This window comes from Pseudomonas sp. BIC9C (genome assembly GCF_034541995.1).
GTDB classification, from domain to species: Bacteria; Pseudomonadota; Gammaproteobacteria; order Pseudomonadales; family Pseudomonadaceae; genus Aquipseudomonas; species Aquipseudomonas fluorescens_CC.
The window spans coordinates 387025-404750 of the sequence record NZ_JAWDGM010000005.1 but is presented as its reverse complement, the minus strand read 5'-3'; the positions used below and the strand labels follow the sequence as shown (position 1 = coordinate 404750).

Here is a 17726-nt window from a genome sequence, read left to right as displayed (position 1 = left end):
CATGAGTACTCAGCTGCCCCTCAACAGCACGCCGCTGGAGCTGGCTGTGGAAGCGGCCAACTATGAAAACACACTGATTCCGCTGCGCAGTTTGTACAACGCCGATACCTGCCCTGAACACCTGTTGCCGTATCTGGCGTCGGCCTGGTCGGTGGACCGCTGGAACAACAACTGGACGCTGGAGGCCAAGCGCACGGCAATCCGTTCGACGTACGACGTGCATGCACGCAAAGGCACCATCGGTGCACTGCGGCGGGTGGTCGAGCCCTTGGGCTACCTGATCGACGTCGTGGAATGGTTCAACACCGTGCCGGAAGGCGTGCCCGGTACCTTCGCTCTGGAGGTGGGGCTGAATGACGCCGGCATCACCGAGGAACTGTACGAGGAACTGGCGTGGTTGATCGACGACGCCCGCCCGGTCAGCCGGCACATGACCAACCTGGCGCTCAGTCTGCAGACCGAGGGCGTGCTCGGCATTGCCGTGTGCGTGCAAGAAGGCGAAGAGATCGACGTGTACCCGCCGGCCCCGAAAGACATCAACGTGACCGGCACTTTTGGCCCGGCGCTCTGCGTCGATGAAACCGATACTTTGGACGTTTATCCTTATGATTGATAAAACCAGTCAGTTTTTTGCCATTCTCACGGCTGTCGGTGAAGCCAAACACGCCAACGCCATCGCCATGGGCCTGGACTGGATGTTCACCGAGATGGGCTTGGGCGATGCCAACGGCACTGACCCGATTCCCGATCGCTTGCAAACCCAGTTGATCAACGAATGGCGTCGGGCGCCGATCAACCAGATCCGCGTCGATCCGGCCAACCCCAACACGGTGATCACCGAGCAGATCATCCCGCCGGAAGTCGGCGGTGAGTGGATTCGCGAGATCGGCCTGTACGATGTCGACGGTGATCTGGTGGCGGTGGCCAACTGCGCGCCTAGCTATAAACCCTTGCTCGACCAAGGCAGTGGCAAAACCCAAGTGGTGCGGATGAACTTCATCGTCAGCAGCTCGGCGAACATCGTGCTGAAGATTGACCCGGCGGTGGTGCTGGCCACGCGGGAATACGTCGACCTGGCTATCAGTGAGGCGCTGGCCAAGCTGGATCACAAACAGTCAGCGCGGGTGGCGGCCACAGTCCCCATCACCCTGAGCAATCTGCAGACCATCGATGACGTGGCCGTGGCCGCCGGTGATCGCGTGCTGGTGACCGCCCAGGCAGAGGCCCAGAACAACGGTGTCTATATCGTCAGCGCCGAAGGCTGGACGCGGGCCGCCGATGCCGACAACAGCCTGGAAGTGACTCCGGGGCTGTTTATCCACGTCGAGCAAGGCACCGTCAACGGCGACAGCCTCTGGCAGTTGGTCACCGACGCGCCGATCACCCTCGGCACCACCGGTTTGCAGTTCGAAATGATCGCAGGTGGCAGTGGGGGTGGTGTGGGCACGTTTCGCAGTGTCACCGTCGATGCCCTTGGGCGTGTGATCGCTGGCACCAACCCGACCACCCTGACCGGCTACGGCATCACCGATGCCCTGGCGGTGAGTGAAAACCTGGGCGATGTTGCGGATGTGGTCGAGGCTCGGAATAACCTCGAGCTGGGCACCGCCGCGACCGCTGCTGTGCAGGTCGATCTGCACGATGCAACGCCTGATGCGCTGATGAAGGTCGGAGCGTTCGGCTGGGGCGGGCCCGCCTATGCGGTCAGTGATGTTGACATCGGTGGCTTGAACGCGGAGACGGCCCTCTATTTCATCAGCAATGGCATAGGAGGGCCAGGAGGCGGGATCTATGAGGGTTGGGTTCGCGTCTCGGCGATTACACCAGGTCAATACGCCTTCCAGGAGATTTATGGGAATGCCGACCACACCCTTCACCGCCGGGCCTTGACTGCCGGTGTTTGGGGCGAATGGGAAAGCATCTGGGACTCAACCAATCTGGTTAAACAAACCTCTCCCCAAGATGACACGCCAGGCCGTGTATTGCTCACGGGTGCTTATGGCATCGGTCATGGGGGGATTGTCCTTCCCGACGGCACCGATCTAAACACAGTCACCACCGTGGGTATGTACCGGGTGAACCCCGGCCCGAACGTTCCAGAAGGCGGTCAATTCTCCCCCATGCTGGTTACGGTCAGTCAAGACACCCTCTGGCAACAAATCATCGGCTATAACACCGGTACTGTGATTACTCGTGGTGGTGTTCTGGGCCCAGAGGGATACGTATTCACTGAGTGGGCAACCGGTTGGGACACTAATAACTTTAACCCTGCTGCGTACCAACCTGCGTTGGGCTTCGCTCCCGTGCAGCAAGGCGGGGGGGTGGGTCAAGACCCCAATAAAATTCACATCGGCTACAACAACGCCACGGGTCAAATAAAAATACAGGTTGATGCGTCTGATTTCGGGCATCTCTGGACCCAGAGCAATTTTGATCCTGCTGCCATATTTTCGCTTCCCATCGGCGTGCCGTTTCCATGGCCAACCGCTACGCCACCCGACAAATGCGTTTTGATGGGGGGGCAGCCGTTCAATGTCGAGTGGTACCCGGCATTGGCAGCCGTGTATCCCACTGGAATGCTGCCAGACATGCGCGCCGAGTCGATTCGTGGTCTGGATGGCGGGCGCGGAATCGACCCCGACTCTGGGCGCGCCGTGTTGAGCCTTCAACTCGACACGCTACAAAACATGACGGGTGAACTCAGGCTACAGGACGATGATTCGATGTTGCTGGTGAATACCGCGACCGGCGTATTTACGGCTTCTGGTTACATGACGAGTGATATACCCGCTGCACCACGAGTCAGTACAACGGGCAACATGTCTGTAACTTTCAATCCATCGGCGGTCGCCCGTGTGAGTACGGAAACCCGTATGCGCAACGTGGCTTACAACTACATCTGCAGGATGTATTGATGACTACTTTAGTGAATGGCTTTTTTGATGAGAGTGGGTGGATCGACGGTTACACGTTCAGTGAAGCCACTGGTGAATACCTCGGAAAGAACGAAATCTATGTGAGCCGTGGCTGCGGTTTACCGGCTGGCGCAACGCTGGATGAACCACCACAAGCTCCGGAACAACAGGTGGTCGTTAGGCAGCAGGATGCATGGAGTGTCGTGCCCGACTTCCGGGGCGTGGTTTTCCGCACCACTGACGGTGCCGAGGTGACGCACTCGATGCCGGGCGAGTTGCCGGCCGAGCTGACGGCTTTGCCGCGACCGAGTGCGGCCTATATTTGGGATGGTCTCGTTTGGGTGCTCGATGCCGCACGCGACCTAGCGCTTCAGAGCCGCCGAGAAAAGTCATGGATCGAAAACGAACTGCACTGGGCTGGCAGAGAGATCGATAAGCATCTGGATGCCGACCCGGCCGCGCTCAACACGGAGCTCGCCTGGCGCACCTACCGCAATGAACTGCGGGCCTGGCCAACTTCGCCAGAGTTTCCAAGCAGTGATAAACGACCGTTAAAGCCGGACGGACTGACCCGCACCGCGTCCTGACGCCCCGCATTGCCGGGGCGTTTTCTTTTCCATGCTGCACGTCACCGTACATCCCCACGGCCTCGCTTATGCGGGGCTTTTTCGTTTCTGGAGCATCACTCTATGATTTTTTTTCACGGCGTCACCGTGACCTTGGTGGACACCGGCGCCCGGCATATCGCCACCCCGTCCGCGTCGATCATCGGCCTGTGCAACACCTTCACCGTCGGGCCGCCGGCAACCGCGGCGGCCAACGAATTGCTGTTGATCACCCGCGAAAGCGAAGCGGTTGCCGCCTGGGGCCCGGATGCGGCAATCACCCAGGACTGCAAGGCCATTTTCAAACGGTCGAAGGCGGTGATTGTCGCCGTCGGTGTGCCGGTGTTGGAGGATCCGGCTGAGCAGCTGTCAGCGATCATCGGTGGCGTTTGGGCCGATGGTAGCCGGACCGGCATGCAGGCGTTGCTCAACGGCAAAAGCAAGTTCAACGCCCAGCCACGCTTGCTGGTTTCCCCGGGGTACTCGTCGACGCTGGCGGTGGCCACCGAGTTGGTGGCACTGGGCGACAAGATGCGGTCCATGGCCATCCTCGACGGGCCGAACACCACCGACGAAGCGGCGATTGCTTATGCCGAAAATTTCGGCAGCAAACACGCCTACATGGTCGACCCTGGCGTGCAGTTCTGGGACACCGGAACCAGCGCTACCGTCAACGCACCAGCATCGGCCTGGACCGCCGGCCTGTTTGCCTGGACCGATGCCACCTACGGTTTCTGGGCCTCGCCGTCGAACAAGGAGTTTGTCGGCATCACCGGCACCACGCGGCCGATCGAGTTTCTCGACGGCGATGCGTCCTGCCGGGCCAACGTGCTGAACAACGCCAACATCACCACGATCATCCGTGATGACGGGTACCGGCTGTGGGGCAACCGCACACTGTCCAGTGACCCGAAATGGAAGTTCGTCACCCGCGTGCGCACGCTGGATATCGTCATGGACGCCATCCTCTACGCGCACAAGTGGGCCGTCGACCGCTCGATCACCGCGACCTACGTCAAGGATGTGACCGAAGGCCTGCAGGCGTTCATGCGCGACCTGAAGAATCAGGGCGCGATCATCAACTTTGAGGTCTATGCCGACGAAGAGCTGAACACCTCCAGCGAACTCAGCGACGGCAAGGTGTACTGGAACATCCGGTTCACCGATGTGCCGCCGGCCGAAAACCCGAACTTCCGCGTGGAGGTGACCGATCAGTGGATCACTGAAGTGCTGGACACCGCTGCCTAAGGAGGCCGTTTTATGATTCCGGAAGTGCTCTACAACACCAACCTGTTCGTGGACGGCATCAGCCTGCAAGGCGATGTCCCGAGCCTGACCCTGCCCAAGTTGACCCTCAAGACTGACGAATACCGCGCGGGGGGCATGGACGCGGCGGTCGAACTCGACATGGGTATGGAGAAGCTGGAAGCCAGCTTCCTCACCAATGGTGTGCGCCGCGAGGTGCTGAAGTTCTTCGGCCAGTCCGACTTGACCGGGTTCAACGCCTCGTTCCGCGGTGCCTTTAAGGGCCAGAAAGGTGTGGTCAAGTCGGTGGTCGCCACCCTGCGTGGCAGCCTCAAGGAAGTCGACCCGGGGGACTGGAAACCGGGTGAAAAAGGCGAGTTCAAGTACGCCGTCGCCGTGACCTATTACAAGCTGGAGATCGACGGCAGCGTGATGTTTGAAATCGATCCCCTCAACTCGATCCGCGTCATCGATGGCGTCGACCAACTGGCCGCCGTGCGGTCTGCCCTGGGCATGTAAGGAATACCACCATGAATAACGCGAAAGACAACGTCCTGCCCAAGTGGCTGCAACTGGGCGATGGCATCGCCACCGTCATCCTATCCAAACCGAGCGAGGCCAATGGCATCAAGGTCGACAAGCTGACCCTGCGCGAGCCGACGGTGCGCGAGATGCGCGCTGCGACCCTGCAGGGCGGAAACAACGAAGAAGAACAGGAAATGGTCTTGTTCTGCAGCCTGGCGAGCATCGGCCGCGCGGATTTGGAGGGGCTGCTAATGCGTGATTACCGTCGTCTGCAGACCGCCTATTTTCGTCTGGGAGCAGACGACGGGGTTTAACCCCCGCCTGCAAAAAGCCCTGGCTAAACGCTTGGCCGTCGAGCTGAACTTTTCGGCGGCCGAGATCCAGGGCCTGTCGTTTTCCGAGATGGTCTGGTGGCTCACGGATTGAGTCCACCCCGTCGCACGTAGGTGATAAGCATGGCGAACAAACTCTCGCTCGGGTTGGTGATTGGTGGCGCCGTCGATTCTTCGCTCGGCGCCGCCTTCAAGAACGTCAGCGGCGAAATGAAAAAGCTCGAGGCGCAAACCACCCGTGCCAAGGGCTTACAGAAAGTCATCGGCGAGACCATACGTCTGCGCGATGAATGGAAAAAGGCTCACGACAGTGGCGCGGCAAATGCCGATGCCTTACTGCGCAAGCTGGAGACCAACACCAGCAGCCTACGTAAGCAGGGGGTTGAAGTCGGGCGCCTGCGTCAGGAGTACCTGGCACTGGGTAAGGTGGTGCGCAGCGCCGAGTTCAAGGCCAAAGGGATGGGCCAGGTCGAGGAGGGGCGGGAAAGTTTACGCAGCGGGTTTGGCACGGCAGTGGCCGGCACCACCCTAGCGGCCGTGCCGACTAAGGTCAGCGCGGATTTTCAGGCGATCATTCGTGACATCGCGATCAAGTCCGGTACCGCCAATACTCAACAGGAAGTAAATACCGCCCGCGACATTGTGCAGACTTCGAAAGACACCGGCATGGCCAACACCCAGGTGGCCGAGCTGGTGAACCAGCTGGTCGGTGGCGGCATGGATCTGACCGAAGCGCTGAAGTACGCCCCGGTGGCGGCCAAGTTTGCGGTCGGGCAGGGCGCGTCGGGCACCGACACGGCAAAGATGATTCTGGCGATGCAGAACAACGCCAAGATCACCGACCCGAAAAAAATGGAACAGGCCTTGGCATCGGTCGCGTTGCTGGGCCAACAAGGCAGCTTCGAAGCGGCCGACATGGCCAAGTGGTTTCCGGAACTGCTGGCGCAGATGGCCAGCAGCGGCATCACCGGTCAGGATGCGGTGACCCAGTTGGGCGCCATGCTGCAGGTGCAGATCAAGAGCGCTGGCAGTGCCGATGAGGCGGCGAACAACCTGAAAAACTGGATTGCGAAAATCGGTTCAGGGGAAACGGTCAAAGGTTATGCCGATGCCGGGATCGACTATCAGGGCTCGATGAACGCCGCCATTGGCAAGGGCCTTTCGACCTTTGAAGCCAGTTTTGAACTGGCTCGCCGGTATGTGGAAAAGACCGACCCCAAAAAGGCCAAACAGCTGGATCAGGGCCTGACCAAAATCAACCAGGAGACGGACCCGGCCAAGGCGCAAGCGATGGCCGATGCTCTGGCCGCGACCCTACGTACCGGTGATGTATTTGCCGACATGCAGGTCAAGACCGCGCTGATGGCGTACACCCAGAACAAAAAGCTGTATGCGGACCTGAAAAGGGACGCCTCGAACCCCAATGGCCAACGCAAGGACATTCTCGACAAGAACCTGAGCGAGCGTCGCGAAGCCTCGTCACAACGCTGGGCCGAAACCGGTCAGGCGTTCAACGATTCGCTGCGTGCCATCGGTGATGCCCTGCGTCCGGCGACGGATGCGCTGGCCATCGGGATTGGCGCGGCGGCGCGTGGCTTGACCGCTTTGTCCGAGGAAACGCCCAAGGCCGTGCTGGGCCTGGCGGCACTCACTGCTGGTGCGTTGGTATTGGGCAAAGCCTGGGCCGCGCTGAAAATCGGTCGGGGGCTGGCTAACATCGCGCGCGGTTCGGCCGGCGACCGATCCAACATCGTCCAGCGGGTGTTCGTGACCAACGCGAAGGACGGTGATGACGAAGGACTGGATCGCGATCCAGGTCGAAAGGGAAAAGGTTCTGCCAATCGACTTTCCCGTGGCGTGAAAGCGGGCGGGGCGGTGGCGGTGGCTGCTGCCGGCTACCAGGTAGTGGACACTTACCTGAACGCCACCACCCGCGATGAAAAGGCTGAAGGATACGGCGGGGCGGCGGGTAGCTTGGCCGGTGGCCTGGCGGGTGCAGCGGCCGGCGCGGCCATCGGTTCGATCATCCCACTGATCGGAACCGCGATTGGCGGAGTGATCGGTGGCATGGTCGGCGCGTGGGGCGGCGGTGACGTGGGCGCGACCATGGGCAAGGCCTTGTTTGGCGGGTCGGACACGCCGGCCAAAGCACCGATCGGCATCTTGCCCATGGCCGCCGGCCAAGGGGTGGGCGCGGTCGTGCGTGCGATGGAAAACGCCCCCGTCGCGCCGGTCACGGCGGCGGCATTGATGTCGAGCACGGCGGCAAAAACACCCGAATGGCCGAAGGTCGATCAGCAGTTCACCTTCGCCCCGGCCCCGGTTTTTCAGGTGCATGGCGATGTGAAAGACCCGGCGCAGTTCGTTCAGGAAATGATGCCGTACCTGCGGCGCCAGTTTGACGACTTCGCCCGGGAGGCACGTGACCGCCAGTTGTTTGATGCGCCCCATGTGGGCTGAGGAAATGTTATGGCGGATGAAAAAAACTACCTGGAGCACCTGCAGGGTGGCCTGAAGTATATGGTCGACGCTGGCGAAGCCGGCCGCACGGACCTCGAGTCGATGACCGGGCCCATGAATGGCGCACTCAATGAAATCAGCGGGGCGGCCGATGCGCTGGAAGGCTTGCCCTTTCTCAGCGACGACCTGAGCGACAAGACCCGGCGTCTGCAGGATGCGATCAATTCGGCGCAGGCCAAGATCGGCAAGGTGGCCAGCTACTACAACCAGACCCAGCGCGCCCTGTCTCAATTTGATGAGCACTTTTCCGCCCTGACCGAACAAATCGGCCGCTTTGGCGCGGCGTTCAACAAGATCGCCGGCAAGGCCAATGCCGTCCTGGGCAACATCTTCCCCACGGAATGGTTTGCCGGCGACATGTCGCCGATTCCCGACGCGGTGAAGCCATTCCCGCACCTGCTGATCCTCTACCCACTGAAAGCCAATGAGCGACCGTACTACTTCAACCTGGACACCGCGGCGTTTGACGAGCTGCGACGGCAGACGGCGTTTCGCTGGGCCGCGCAGGAGCGGCTGACTCGTCGTCCGGCGCAACAGGCGGTGGGCCTGGGTGAGGAAAAAATCACGATCAAGGGTGCGATCTACCCGAGCTACAAAGGTGGGCTGAAGCAGCTGGATAGGCTGCGCAGCATCGGTGCCAAGTTGCTGCCGCTGAACCTCACCACCGGTTATGGAGAGGTGTTGGGCAACTGGTGTTTGACCAATATCGACGAGGAACAAAGCGCGTTGCTGCCCGGGGCGATCCCGCGCAAGCAGGGCTTTTCATTGGAGTTTGTCCGTTATGGCGATGACCTGCAGAACGGCTGACGGGGATCTGCTCGACACCCTGTGCCACCACTATTACGGCCATCTGAACCGCAGCGTCGAGGCGGTGCTGGCCGCCAATCAGGGCCTGGCCGATGAGCCGCAGCCGTTCCGGGCCGGCCTGTTGATCATGCTGCCGGACCTGGTGGTCGAGACGGACAGCGTCATTTCGTTGTGGGATTGATCCCGTTACCCAGCCCGCCGCGTGTGGTTTTTTTCTTATCTGGAGGGCCGATATGCAACCACTTTTCCGCATCGTCGCCGATGGCGCCGACATCACCACCTTGATCAATGATCGGTTGGTTTCGCTGCAGCTTGCCGATCGACCCGGGATGACCTCTGATTCGTTCGAACTGCGCATCGACGACCGCGACGGCGCGGTGTCGCTGCCTGCGCGTGGCGCGAGTATCGAGGTCTACCTGGGCTATGCCGGCGCCGACCTGACCCGCATGGGCCGCTACACCGTGGATGAGGTGGCGGTCTCAGGGCCGCCGGACACGCTGGTGATCAGCGGCAAGGCCAGCGACATGCGCGGCAGCGGTAAAACCACCCGCAGCGGCAGTTGGGAAGACGTCAGCCTGGCGCAGATTGTCAGTGACGTCGCCGCGCGCAATGGCTGGCAGCCCTCATGTCCAGTCGACACCCGGGTTCCGCGCATGGACCAACTGAATGAGTCCGACTTCAATTTCATCACCCGGATGGCCAAAAAGCACGACTGCACCGCCAAGGTGGCCGACGGCAAGCTGTTGGTCCTGCCGCGTCAAGGCGGGCAGAGCGCGAGCGGCAAGGCCTTGGCTGTGATCACCTTGCAACGCAATGACGTGACCCGCTGGCAGTTTCGCTTGAGCGACCGCAGTGCTCATCAAGGGGTCAGCACGCAGTACCAGGATCCGGGCAGCGGTGAATTGCAGATATCGCACCTGGACAATCCAAACGTGCCGGAAGGCCTGCCGCCGGTGCACACCGACCGCCATCTCTACCCGGACAAAACAGCTGCCGACGAGGCCGCGAAGGCGCGTCTGGCTGCGTTCAATCGTTCCACCGCCTCGGTACGCTTGGATCTGCCCGGGCGTACCGACCTGTTTGCCGAAACCGTGATCGAGGCGCTGGGTTTCAAGCGTGGGCTCGATGGTGAGTACCTGGTGGAGTCGGTGGATCACACGTTCACTCAATCCGGGTGGACGGTGTCCGTAGAATGCAATGGAGGCAAGGAGGGCAAGACCAAGGCGTCAGGTAAGTCGCAGAAAGTCGTGCTTGAAGTGCCAGGTTGATTGCCCGGGTGCGTGAGTTGTCCCAGGTCAAAGAGGTTTCAACCTCAAAGTAAAAGGAGCGGCCAGGCTGGATGCGTCAACATCCTACCTAGCCACCGTCCCCGCAGATTGTCCCTGCAAGTCCCGCCAAGGCTCCTGCTCTGTGCACAAAGCAGAGCGAGCCTAGCACCTGTTTATTTATACAGTAAAGGTCTTGCTATCCATGTCTACCCCAATCATCCCTTGGATGGGCGGCAAACGCCGTCTGGCCGATCGCCTCATTCCGCTGTTTCCACCACACGAATGCTACGTCGAAGTCTTTGCCGGCGGTGCGGCCCTGTACTTCATGCGGCCCCAGGCGGCGCCCGTTGAAGTCCTCAACGACATCAATGGCGACCTGGTGACGCTGTATCGCGTCGTGCAGAACCACCTCGAAGAGTTCGTGCGCCAGTTCAAATGGGCGCTCAGCTCACGCCAGGTGTTCGAATGGCAGAAGATGATCCGCGTCGAAACGCTTACCGACATCCAGCGCGCCGCTCGTTTTTTCTACCTGCAGCACCATGCCTTCGCCGGCAAGGTGTCCGGGCAGACCTTTGGTACCGCCACCACGACACCCTCTATCAACCTGCTGCGCATTGAGGAAAACCTATCGGCCGCCTGGCAACGCCTCTCCGGTACCTACGTGGAAAACCTGCCTTGGCTCGAATGCGCCGAGCGCTACGACCGTGCCCACACCTTCCACTACATGGATCCGCCTTACTGGCAGACCGCCGGTTATGGGGTGGACTTTCCGTTTGAGAACTACGAGCGGATGGCCGACTTCATGCGCCGCTGTAAGGGCAAGGTCATGATCAGCATCAACGACCACCCGGACATCCGGAGAGTGTTCGAAGGCTTTCATTTCGAGACGCTGGACATCCGCTACTGCAACACCAATCAGCGGCAGGGGAAGGCCGAGGTGAGTGGTGAACTAGTGATCATGAATTGGGAGCCCGCTGCTTTAGGGGGACTGTTTTAGGAAGGTGGATTTTTCTATACAGTGCCCATATCCATCTCTGGGCTCAAGGTTCCAAGCCAAGCGACAAGGCACACTATGATTATTGCCACTGAGAACTCCAGGGCCATACTGCGCCGCAAAGCATTAATGGCACCAGTGTACTCTCCGCTCTGGATCGATCGCGCTAAAAGTGGGCTCAAGTGAAAACGGTTCATCGTGGCTAATACGAGCATCGCTGCAAATAGTAAAATTTTCAAACAAAGCAGCGTGCCATAAGTGCTAAACGCTACACCATCGAATGTTGGGCCTACAATGAACAGATAATTCACTACCCCGGTGATACCTAGGCTCACTACGATCAATGCACCCGCTGACTCAAAGCCGGAAAGCACTCGAGAGAGAATTCGCACCTCTTGTTCGCCATTCAGTATCTTCGTACGCAACAATAAAGCGAATGCCGCCAGGGCGCCGAGCCAGCCTCCTGCTGCCAATAGGTGGAAGATGTCGCTGGCAAAATGCATGTAACGTTTATCGCCTTCGTCCATAGCGCCATGCCCAGTCCAGGCGAGGGTGGCTAACGCGACGGCACCGCACAAGGTAACCACCCACAAACTGAGGGTCGGAAAGCGTTTGTTTAGCGTCAAGCCGATACCCGCTAAAACAAGGGCAGCTATGCGGACCATCCACATGAGCCCGACATCGGTCCCCATAAGCACCATTTCGAAAATATGGCGCTGAAGCTCCATAAATTCGGAAACACCACTCATTGCCTTGGCAAGTAACAACATGGCCGCGAGAGACAGAAGCACGCCAACAATGACTGTGCCGAAAACTAGCGACTCAAAGTTCAAGACGGCGCCGGATATTCGCTCTTTTCCCCTGAGGCTGTACAAACCAAAAATAGCCAATCCAAACAGCAGCATGAGGTCCATGTAAAGAGCGAAGCGAACGGCGATATTGATTGAGTCGCTCATGGATCATTTCACTTTAAAAACAAGATTGCCTGTTACTGGGTGAGTGTCTGAAGAGACTGCACGCCATTCAACCTTGTAGATACCAGTGGTGAGCGGAGCGGAGGGCGTGATGACCATCGTTTTCGGATCGTCGCTGCCGGAGACACCCGCTTTAACAGCCATTGGAGAGTTTGGCATGCCCGGCATGTCGGTCATGATCAGCTTCGCACCGGAGAACTGGGTCGCGAGGTTTTCCGAGAAATGCAGTTCAATTTTGGACGGTGCGGCGGAGGTCGAACCTTCCGAAGGGGTGGCGGACACGAGCTTTGGATGTGCTTGGGCCATAGCGCTCAACAGCAAACCAGCGGTAAGTGCAGCAGCTACGGTAGTAGTTTTAAAGAAAGACATGCAGGGCTCCTCACAGCAGAAGCTGTTGGTTTGAGGTTTGGTGGGGAAGTTCTAGTTTTTATTCTCGATGCTGGTTAAAACCACTGGCAAATACCAAGCGAATACCGCGTCCTGGTGCGCACTGAACCCAGGTAATGGATCAAGGTAGCCACGTCATTGAGCCAGGACACGATGCCACATGACCGCCGACGGTTCGATTACAATTCAGTAAGCTTCGCGGCTGCTCTTTGGTCCAATGCTGAGGGCAGGCAATGCGGTTTTTCACGTGCACAATCAGCGTTACCTTGACTTCCTGACGGAGCTCTCAGCCCCTAGACGGCTCACCCTTTCTAGGAGAAGTAAGGGTGGCAATCTTTGTTCCAATGAGGCGCTTTGCTTGCCTGTGGTGAGTGTCTATGTCCTCTTCCTACGCGTTTCCGGATTTACGCACGTTCCAGTCCGGAGCTAGGGAGTTCCATATGAAACGCGGTTTTCCCATTGGATGAAGTGCACCAGATCCTGCCTTCATGAGCTTCGATAATGGACCGAGTTATTGCTAATCCCAGCCCTGCGTTACTTGGACTTCCTTCACGCCGTGCGGGATCAGCGCGATAGAATCGATCGAAGAGCTTTTCAAGGTGCTCGGGGGCAATTGTCTCCCCAGGGTTTTCCACCGTCACGATTGCTTTCTTCAGATCCTGGCGGATATCCATGCTAATGGTTTGTCCCTCCGGGGTGTATCGCAGGGCATTCGAAAGCAGGTTCGAGATGGCTCTGTGCAGCATCAGCACATCGCCTCGGACACTGCCTCGGCCTGAAACCGTGAGGCTGATACCGCGCTCATCGGCTAGCAGGCGGTAGTACTCCAGCAACTTTTCCACTACCTCCAATAGGTCTATTGGTTTGTCCTCATGCGTCATCAGACCATTGTCAGATTTCGCCAGAAAAAGCATGTCGTCGATCATTCGCGCCATACGCTTCAAGTCATCGAGATTTGAGTACAGATTGTCTTCATAGTCCTCGATGTCCCGTTTTCTGGAGAGGACCACTTCTGTATGAGTCATCAGATTGCTGACCGGTGTACGCAGTTCGTGAGCAATGTCTGCAGAAAAATTTGATAGCCGGACAAAAGCATCATCCAGTCGGGACAACATCGCGTTGAACGAAGAGACCAATTGTTGAAGCTCTTTGGGAACGGGCGCTAATGGAATGCGCTCTTTGAGTGATTTAGCCGACATCGAAGCCGCGACCCTAGTCACCTGACGAATTGGACGCATACCACTGCTTGCAACCATCCATCCCAACCCTGCACTGACGAGCGCACTAATTACCAAGCCTATCCAGAACCAGCGCTGAAGCGTCGCGAAGAAGGACATATGCTGAGTGACGTCAAAGATCAAGATGACCGTAAATGGCTTCTCCTGGCCGGTAACCATCGCTTCCGCCGTCATCCCGCGGAACATTTGCTCCTGTTCCTGCCACTCCCACACATTGCTGTTTGACGTCGTGCGGAACTGTTGTGGAACGTTGATTGGTCTTGGATCGGCGAAAAGCAGCGTTCCTTTGCTGTCCAGGATGATGGCTGTCAAATCACGGTGGGCCCCAAGCAAAGCCTGTAACTCGGGCTTTATTTCGTTGAATTGATCGACGCTGGTCAGATCTCCCAGGATTCGCTGGGTGGATTGGAGCTTTTCGGTCAGGGCCTGCTGATCCAGCATTTTGAAATGATGCTGGCTGAGGTGGTTGAAGCTGAGCCCGGCGACAGTGAGGACGACCGTCACCGCAAGCATGAACAGCAGACTCATGCGCGTCGTTAGGGATAGACGGTTCATTCCGAGTCAGAATCCGGTGAGTCGATCATATAGCCCATACCACGTGCGGTGTGGATCAGCTTAACTTCAAAGTCGTCATCAATCTTCGCCCTGAGCCTTCTAACCGCGACTTCGATCACGTTGGTATCGCTGTCGAAGTTCATGTCCCAGACTTGCGAGGCGATGAGCGATTTTGGCAGCACTTCGCCCCGGCGTCGGAGCAGCAACTCCAATAGCGCAAATTCCTTGGCCGTAAGGTCTATGCGTTTACCTCCTCGAATGGCCCTGCGCTTGAGCAGGTCGACTTCAAGATCAGCCAGTTTCATGCGGGGTAGAGTGGGAGCACTATTGCCGCGACGCAACAGCGTTCTGACCCGAGCCAGCAATTCAGAAAATGCGAAGGGTTTGATCAGGTAATCATCAGCGCCGAGCTCAAGTCCCTTGACCCGATCTTCAACCCGGTCGCGAGCAGTCAGGAAAAGCACAGGGACATCTTTGCCGCAGGCGCGCACCTTCCGGAGTACTTCCCACCCGTCCATACCCGGCATCATGACGTCCAGAATCAGCAGGTCATACGCTTCGCTCAAGGCATGTTCAAGGGCCTCGGTACCATTGGTATAGCGATCCACGTTGAAGCCCGCCTCAGTGAGGCCTTGCTGCAAATAGATACCTATCTTTGGCTCATCTTCCGCAACCAAAAGTCTCATGGGGGGTGGCTCTCAAGTGATGATAGGAGTGAGTTTGCAACGAATCCGTCCAGCCAACCAGCAACTGACAGAAAAGTAATGTTGGGCTCCGGTAGATGTCAGCGAGGGTTGTCTAGGGCTCGGCACATCATTGCCCTTAGCGTTGAAGTCAGGAGGTTGTGTTGCGCAGACGATTACGTTTGGCTTTCTAAAAAACCTCAGAAAATCAAAATCTTACAGAACTGTAATTTTCACTTAAGGTTTCTGACAGGGGGGGAGTCTTAAAGTTATATCGAGCTTTGAGCTCACTCCCCCGAGAATCATCTCTTGATATGGATTCGACGGGTTAAGCAAATCTTATTCGAGGATACCCCCAATGAAATCCATGAAAACACTGTTGATCATTGCCGCTTTGACCGTCTCCTCTCTGGCTATGGCCTCAGGCGGTGGTGACCGGACATTCGCTCGTATGGAAGCAGCAAAGAAGAACGCAATGGAAGCGTACCAAGCTACCCAAAAGCGAGCCGATCAAGCACCTGTAGCTCAGAGCAACGTCAAGTCTGTCGACCAAGCCAAATACTTAGCGAATTGATGCGATCCAAAGCTGACAGAAATGTAATCACTTCGGCGGTTAAAGTGTGGCAATTTCAGCGCTCGCCTGCCGTATGAATTTTGTCATTTGCGGCGGCGGGCAAGGCTCATCTGGATTCGCGATGAACTCCTGAGAGCACGCCCCCAACCGATTAGCACAACGCTCAGTGTGTTTCGCACGGTTTCCCTTTTGACTGATTGGATATAAACGGCATGCATTCCAAAACCTCTAGGCGGACCTTCGTCAAAGGCTTGGCCGCTGGTGGCATTCTCGGCGGTCTTGGTCTATGGCGCACTCCTGTATGGGCCGTGAGCAGCCCGGGTCTGCCGAGTGTACTCACCGGTAACGAATTTGATCTGTTCATTGGCGAAACCCCCGTGAACATCACCGGTTCGCCGCGTACAGCCATGACCATCAATGGCACTTTGCCGGGGCCTTTGCTGCGGTGGCGTGAAGGGGATACGGTCACACTGCGGGTGAAGAACCGCCTGGATCAGGACACCTCCATCCATTGGCACGGGATCATCCTGCCGGCCAATATGGATGGCGTGCCGGGCTTGAGTTTTCATGGCATCGCGCCCGATGGCATGTATGAGTACAAATTCAAGGTGCATCAGAACGGCACCTATTGGTACCACAGTCACTCAGGCATGCAGGAACAGGTCGGTGTCTACGGGCCGATCGTGATCGATGCCAAAGAGCCTGAGCCTTTCCAATACAACCGCGACTACGTGGTGATGTTGTCTGACTGGACCGATGAAGATCCTGGCCGAGTCATGGCCAAGCTCAAGAAACAGTCGGACTACTACAACCACCACAAGCGGACCGTAGCTGACTTCATTGATGATGTGAGCCAGAAGGGTTGGTCCGCGGCAGTGGCGGATCGGAAAATGTGGGCCGAAATGAAAATGAACCCCACCGATCTCGCCGACGTCAGTGGAGATACTTACACCTATCTCATGAACGGCCAGGCCCCTAATGGCAATTGGACCGGAATTTTCAAGCCGGGGGAAAAACTTCGCCTGCGTTTCATTAACGGCTCAGCCATGAGCTACTTCGACGTCCGCATTCCAGGCTTGAAAATGACCGTCGTGGCGGCCGACGGCCAGCACGTCAAACCGGTCAGTGTCGATGAGTTTCGCATTGCGGTGGCGGAAACCTATGACGTGATCGTCGAGCCTGCCAGTGCAGAGGCTTACACCATTTTCGCCCAGTCCATGGATCGCACCGGCTATGCCCGCGGCACCTTGGCCCTGCGCGAGGGGCTGAGTGCACCGGTACCGGCAACTGATCCGCGCCCGCTTTTGACCATGGATGACATGGGAATGGGGGGAATGGACCATGGCAGCATGGCCGGTATGGACCACAGCAAGATGGCCGGTATGGGCCAAGGTGACATGTCCGGCATGGCCAGCATGGATCACAGCAAGATGACTGGCATGGATCACAGCAAGATGACTGGCATGGACCAGGGTGGCATGTCTGGCATGTCCGGCATGGACCACAGCAAGATGGCTGGTATGGACCATGGTGACATGTCAGGGATGGCTGGGATGGGTGGAATGGATGGCATGGAGATGCAGTCGCACCCGGCCTCCGAGACCAATAACCCCTTGGTCGATATGCAAGCCATGAGTACTACGCCGAAGCTCAATGACCCGGGTATTGGCCTACGGAACAACGGCCGTCGCGTGCTCACTTACGCGGACCTGAAGAGCACTTTCCAAGACCCTGATGGCCGCGAGCCCAATCGGACGATCGAGTTGCACCTGACTGGCCATATGGAGAAGTTTTCCTGGTCATTCAACGGCATCAAATTCTCCGACGCCGAGCCGTTGCGCCTCAAGTATGGCGAGCGCCTGCGTATCACGCTGGTGAACGACACCATGATGACGCACCCCATCCACCTCCACGGTATGTGGAGCGACCTCGAGGATGAGCACGGCAAATTCATGGTGCGCAAACACACGATCGACATGCCACCCGGTACCAAACGCAGCTATCGCGTCACCGCCGATGCCCTGGGACGTTGGGCCTATCACTGCCACCTGCTGTTTCACATGGAGATGGGCATGTTCCGTGAAGTACGGGTTGATGAGTAAGG

The 17726-nt window shown here is 58.0% G+C and carries 17 protein-coding genes; 13 read left to right on the top strand and 4 right to left on the bottom strand.

What is annotated here, in order from left to right; genetic code table 11:
• Position 1 precedes the first annotated feature (1 nt).
• The 11 genes from RS887_RS22815 to RS887_RS22765 all read left to right on the top strand — a co-directional run bounded on the left by RS887_RS22815 (position 2) and on the right by RS887_RS22765 (position 11214).
• Entirely contained in the window at positions 2-613 is a 612-nt protein-coding gene (locus RS887_RS22815) for a phage tail protein I (RefSeq protein WP_322617143.1), read from the top strand.
• Positions 606-2915 (top strand): phage tail protein, encoded by a 2310-nt coding sequence (locus tag RS887_RS22810; RefSeq protein ID WP_322617142.1) that lies wholly within the window; start codon positions 606-608, stop codon positions 2913-2915. The genes RS887_RS22815 and RS887_RS22810 overlap by 8 nt, the downstream gene beginning before the upstream one ends.
• A complete protein-coding gene (locus RS887_RS22805) occupies positions 2915-3502 on the top strand; it encodes a hypothetical protein (protein WP_322617141.1) in 588 nt (195 codons plus the stop codon). The genes RS887_RS22810 and RS887_RS22805 overlap by 1 nt, the downstream gene beginning before the upstream one ends.
• A 102-nt stretch (positions 3503-3604) precedes the next feature.
• Complete coding sequence (locus tag RS887_RS22800; protein WP_322617140.1) at positions 3605-4768, top strand: phage tail sheath family protein; 1164 nt, start codon at positions 3605-3607, stop codon at positions 4766-4768.
• 12 nt (positions 4769-4780) lie between these two features.
• Positions 4781-5284 carry a phage major tail tube protein gene (locus RS887_RS22795; RefSeq protein WP_322617139.1) on the top strand — a complete coding sequence of 168 codons (504 nt, stop codon included), beginning with the start codon at positions 4781-4783 and terminating at the stop codon, positions 5282-5284.
• A gap of 11 nt (positions 5285-5295) precedes the next feature.
• The gene (locus RS887_RS22790; protein WP_322617138.1) at positions 5296-5604 is read left to right on the top strand and encodes a phage tail assembly protein; all 309 of its coding nucleotides are present in this window, start codon (positions 5296-5298) and stop codon (positions 5602-5604) included.
• 141 nt (positions 5605-5745) lie between these two features.
• Positions 5746-8082, top strand: coding sequence for a phage tail tape measure protein (locus RS887_RS22785; protein WP_322617137.1), 2337 nt, complete (start codon positions 5746-5748; stop codon positions 8080-8082).
• Between the two features lie 9 nt (positions 8083-8091).
• Complete coding sequence (locus RS887_RS22780; RefSeq protein ID WP_322617136.1) at positions 8092-8949, top strand: phage tail protein; 858 nt, start codon at positions 8092-8094, stop codon at positions 8947-8949.
• Positions 8924-9130 carry a tail protein X gene (locus RS887_RS22775; RefSeq protein ID WP_322617135.1) on the top strand — a complete coding sequence of 69 codons (207 nt, stop codon included), beginning with the start codon at positions 8924-8926 and terminating at the stop codon, positions 9128-9130. The genes RS887_RS22780 and RS887_RS22775 overlap by 26 nt, the downstream gene beginning before the upstream one ends.
• 52 nt (positions 9131-9182) lie before the next feature.
• Complete coding sequence (locus RS887_RS22770; protein WP_322617134.1) at positions 9183-10217, top strand: phage late control D family protein; 1035 nt, start codon at positions 9183-9185, stop codon at positions 10215-10217.
• 202 nt (positions 10218-10419) lie between these two features.
• Positions 10420-11214: a DNA adenine methylase gene (locus RS887_RS22765; protein WP_322617133.1), complete on the top strand. Its 795-nt coding sequence runs from the start codon at positions 10420-10422 to the stop codon at positions 11212-11214.
• Between the two features lie 14 nt (positions 11215-11228).
• On the opposite strand, the gene copD is transcribed toward RS887_RS22765, so the two are convergent.
• The 4 genes from copD to RS887_RS22745 all read right to left on the bottom strand — a co-directional run bounded on the left by copD (position 11229) and on the right by RS887_RS22745 (position 15051).
• Positions 11229-12167, bottom strand: coding sequence for a copper homeostasis membrane protein CopD (gene copD / locus RS887_RS22760; protein WP_322617132.1), 939 nt, complete (start codon positions 12165-12167; stop codon positions 11229-11231).
• A gap of 3 nt (positions 12168-12170) precedes the next feature.
• Entirely contained in the window at positions 12171-12554 is a 384-nt protein-coding gene (gene copC / locus RS887_RS22755) for a copper homeostasis periplasmic binding protein CopC (protein ID WP_322617131.1), read from the bottom strand.
• 422 nt (positions 12555-12976) lie between these two features.
• Positions 12977-14365, bottom strand: coding sequence for a heavy metal sensor histidine kinase (locus tag RS887_RS22750; RefSeq protein WP_322617130.1), 1389 nt, complete (start codon positions 14363-14365; stop codon positions 12977-12979).
• Positions 14362-15051 (bottom strand): heavy metal response regulator transcription factor, encoded by a 690-nt coding sequence (locus RS887_RS22745; RefSeq protein ID WP_322617129.1) that lies wholly within the window; start codon positions 15049-15051, stop codon positions 14362-14364. The genes RS887_RS22750 and RS887_RS22745 overlap by 4 nt, the downstream gene beginning before the upstream one ends.
• A gap of 355 nt (positions 15052-15406) precedes the next feature.
• Between RS887_RS22745 and RS887_RS22740 the strand changes: the two genes are divergently transcribed.
• Both RS887_RS22740 and RS887_RS22735 read left to right on the top strand, forming a co-directional pair.
• A complete protein-coding gene (locus tag RS887_RS22740) occupies positions 15407-15622 on the top strand; it encodes a co-regulatory protein PtrA N-terminal domain-containing protein (RefSeq protein ID WP_322617128.1) in 216 nt (71 codons plus the stop codon).
• A gap of 212 nt (positions 15623-15834) precedes the next feature.
• Positions 15835-17724: a copper resistance system multicopper oxidase gene (locus RS887_RS22735; protein ID WP_322617127.1), complete on the top strand. Its 1890-nt coding sequence runs from the start codon at positions 15835-15837 to the stop codon at positions 17722-17724.
• Positions 17725-17726: the final 2 nt, after the last annotated feature.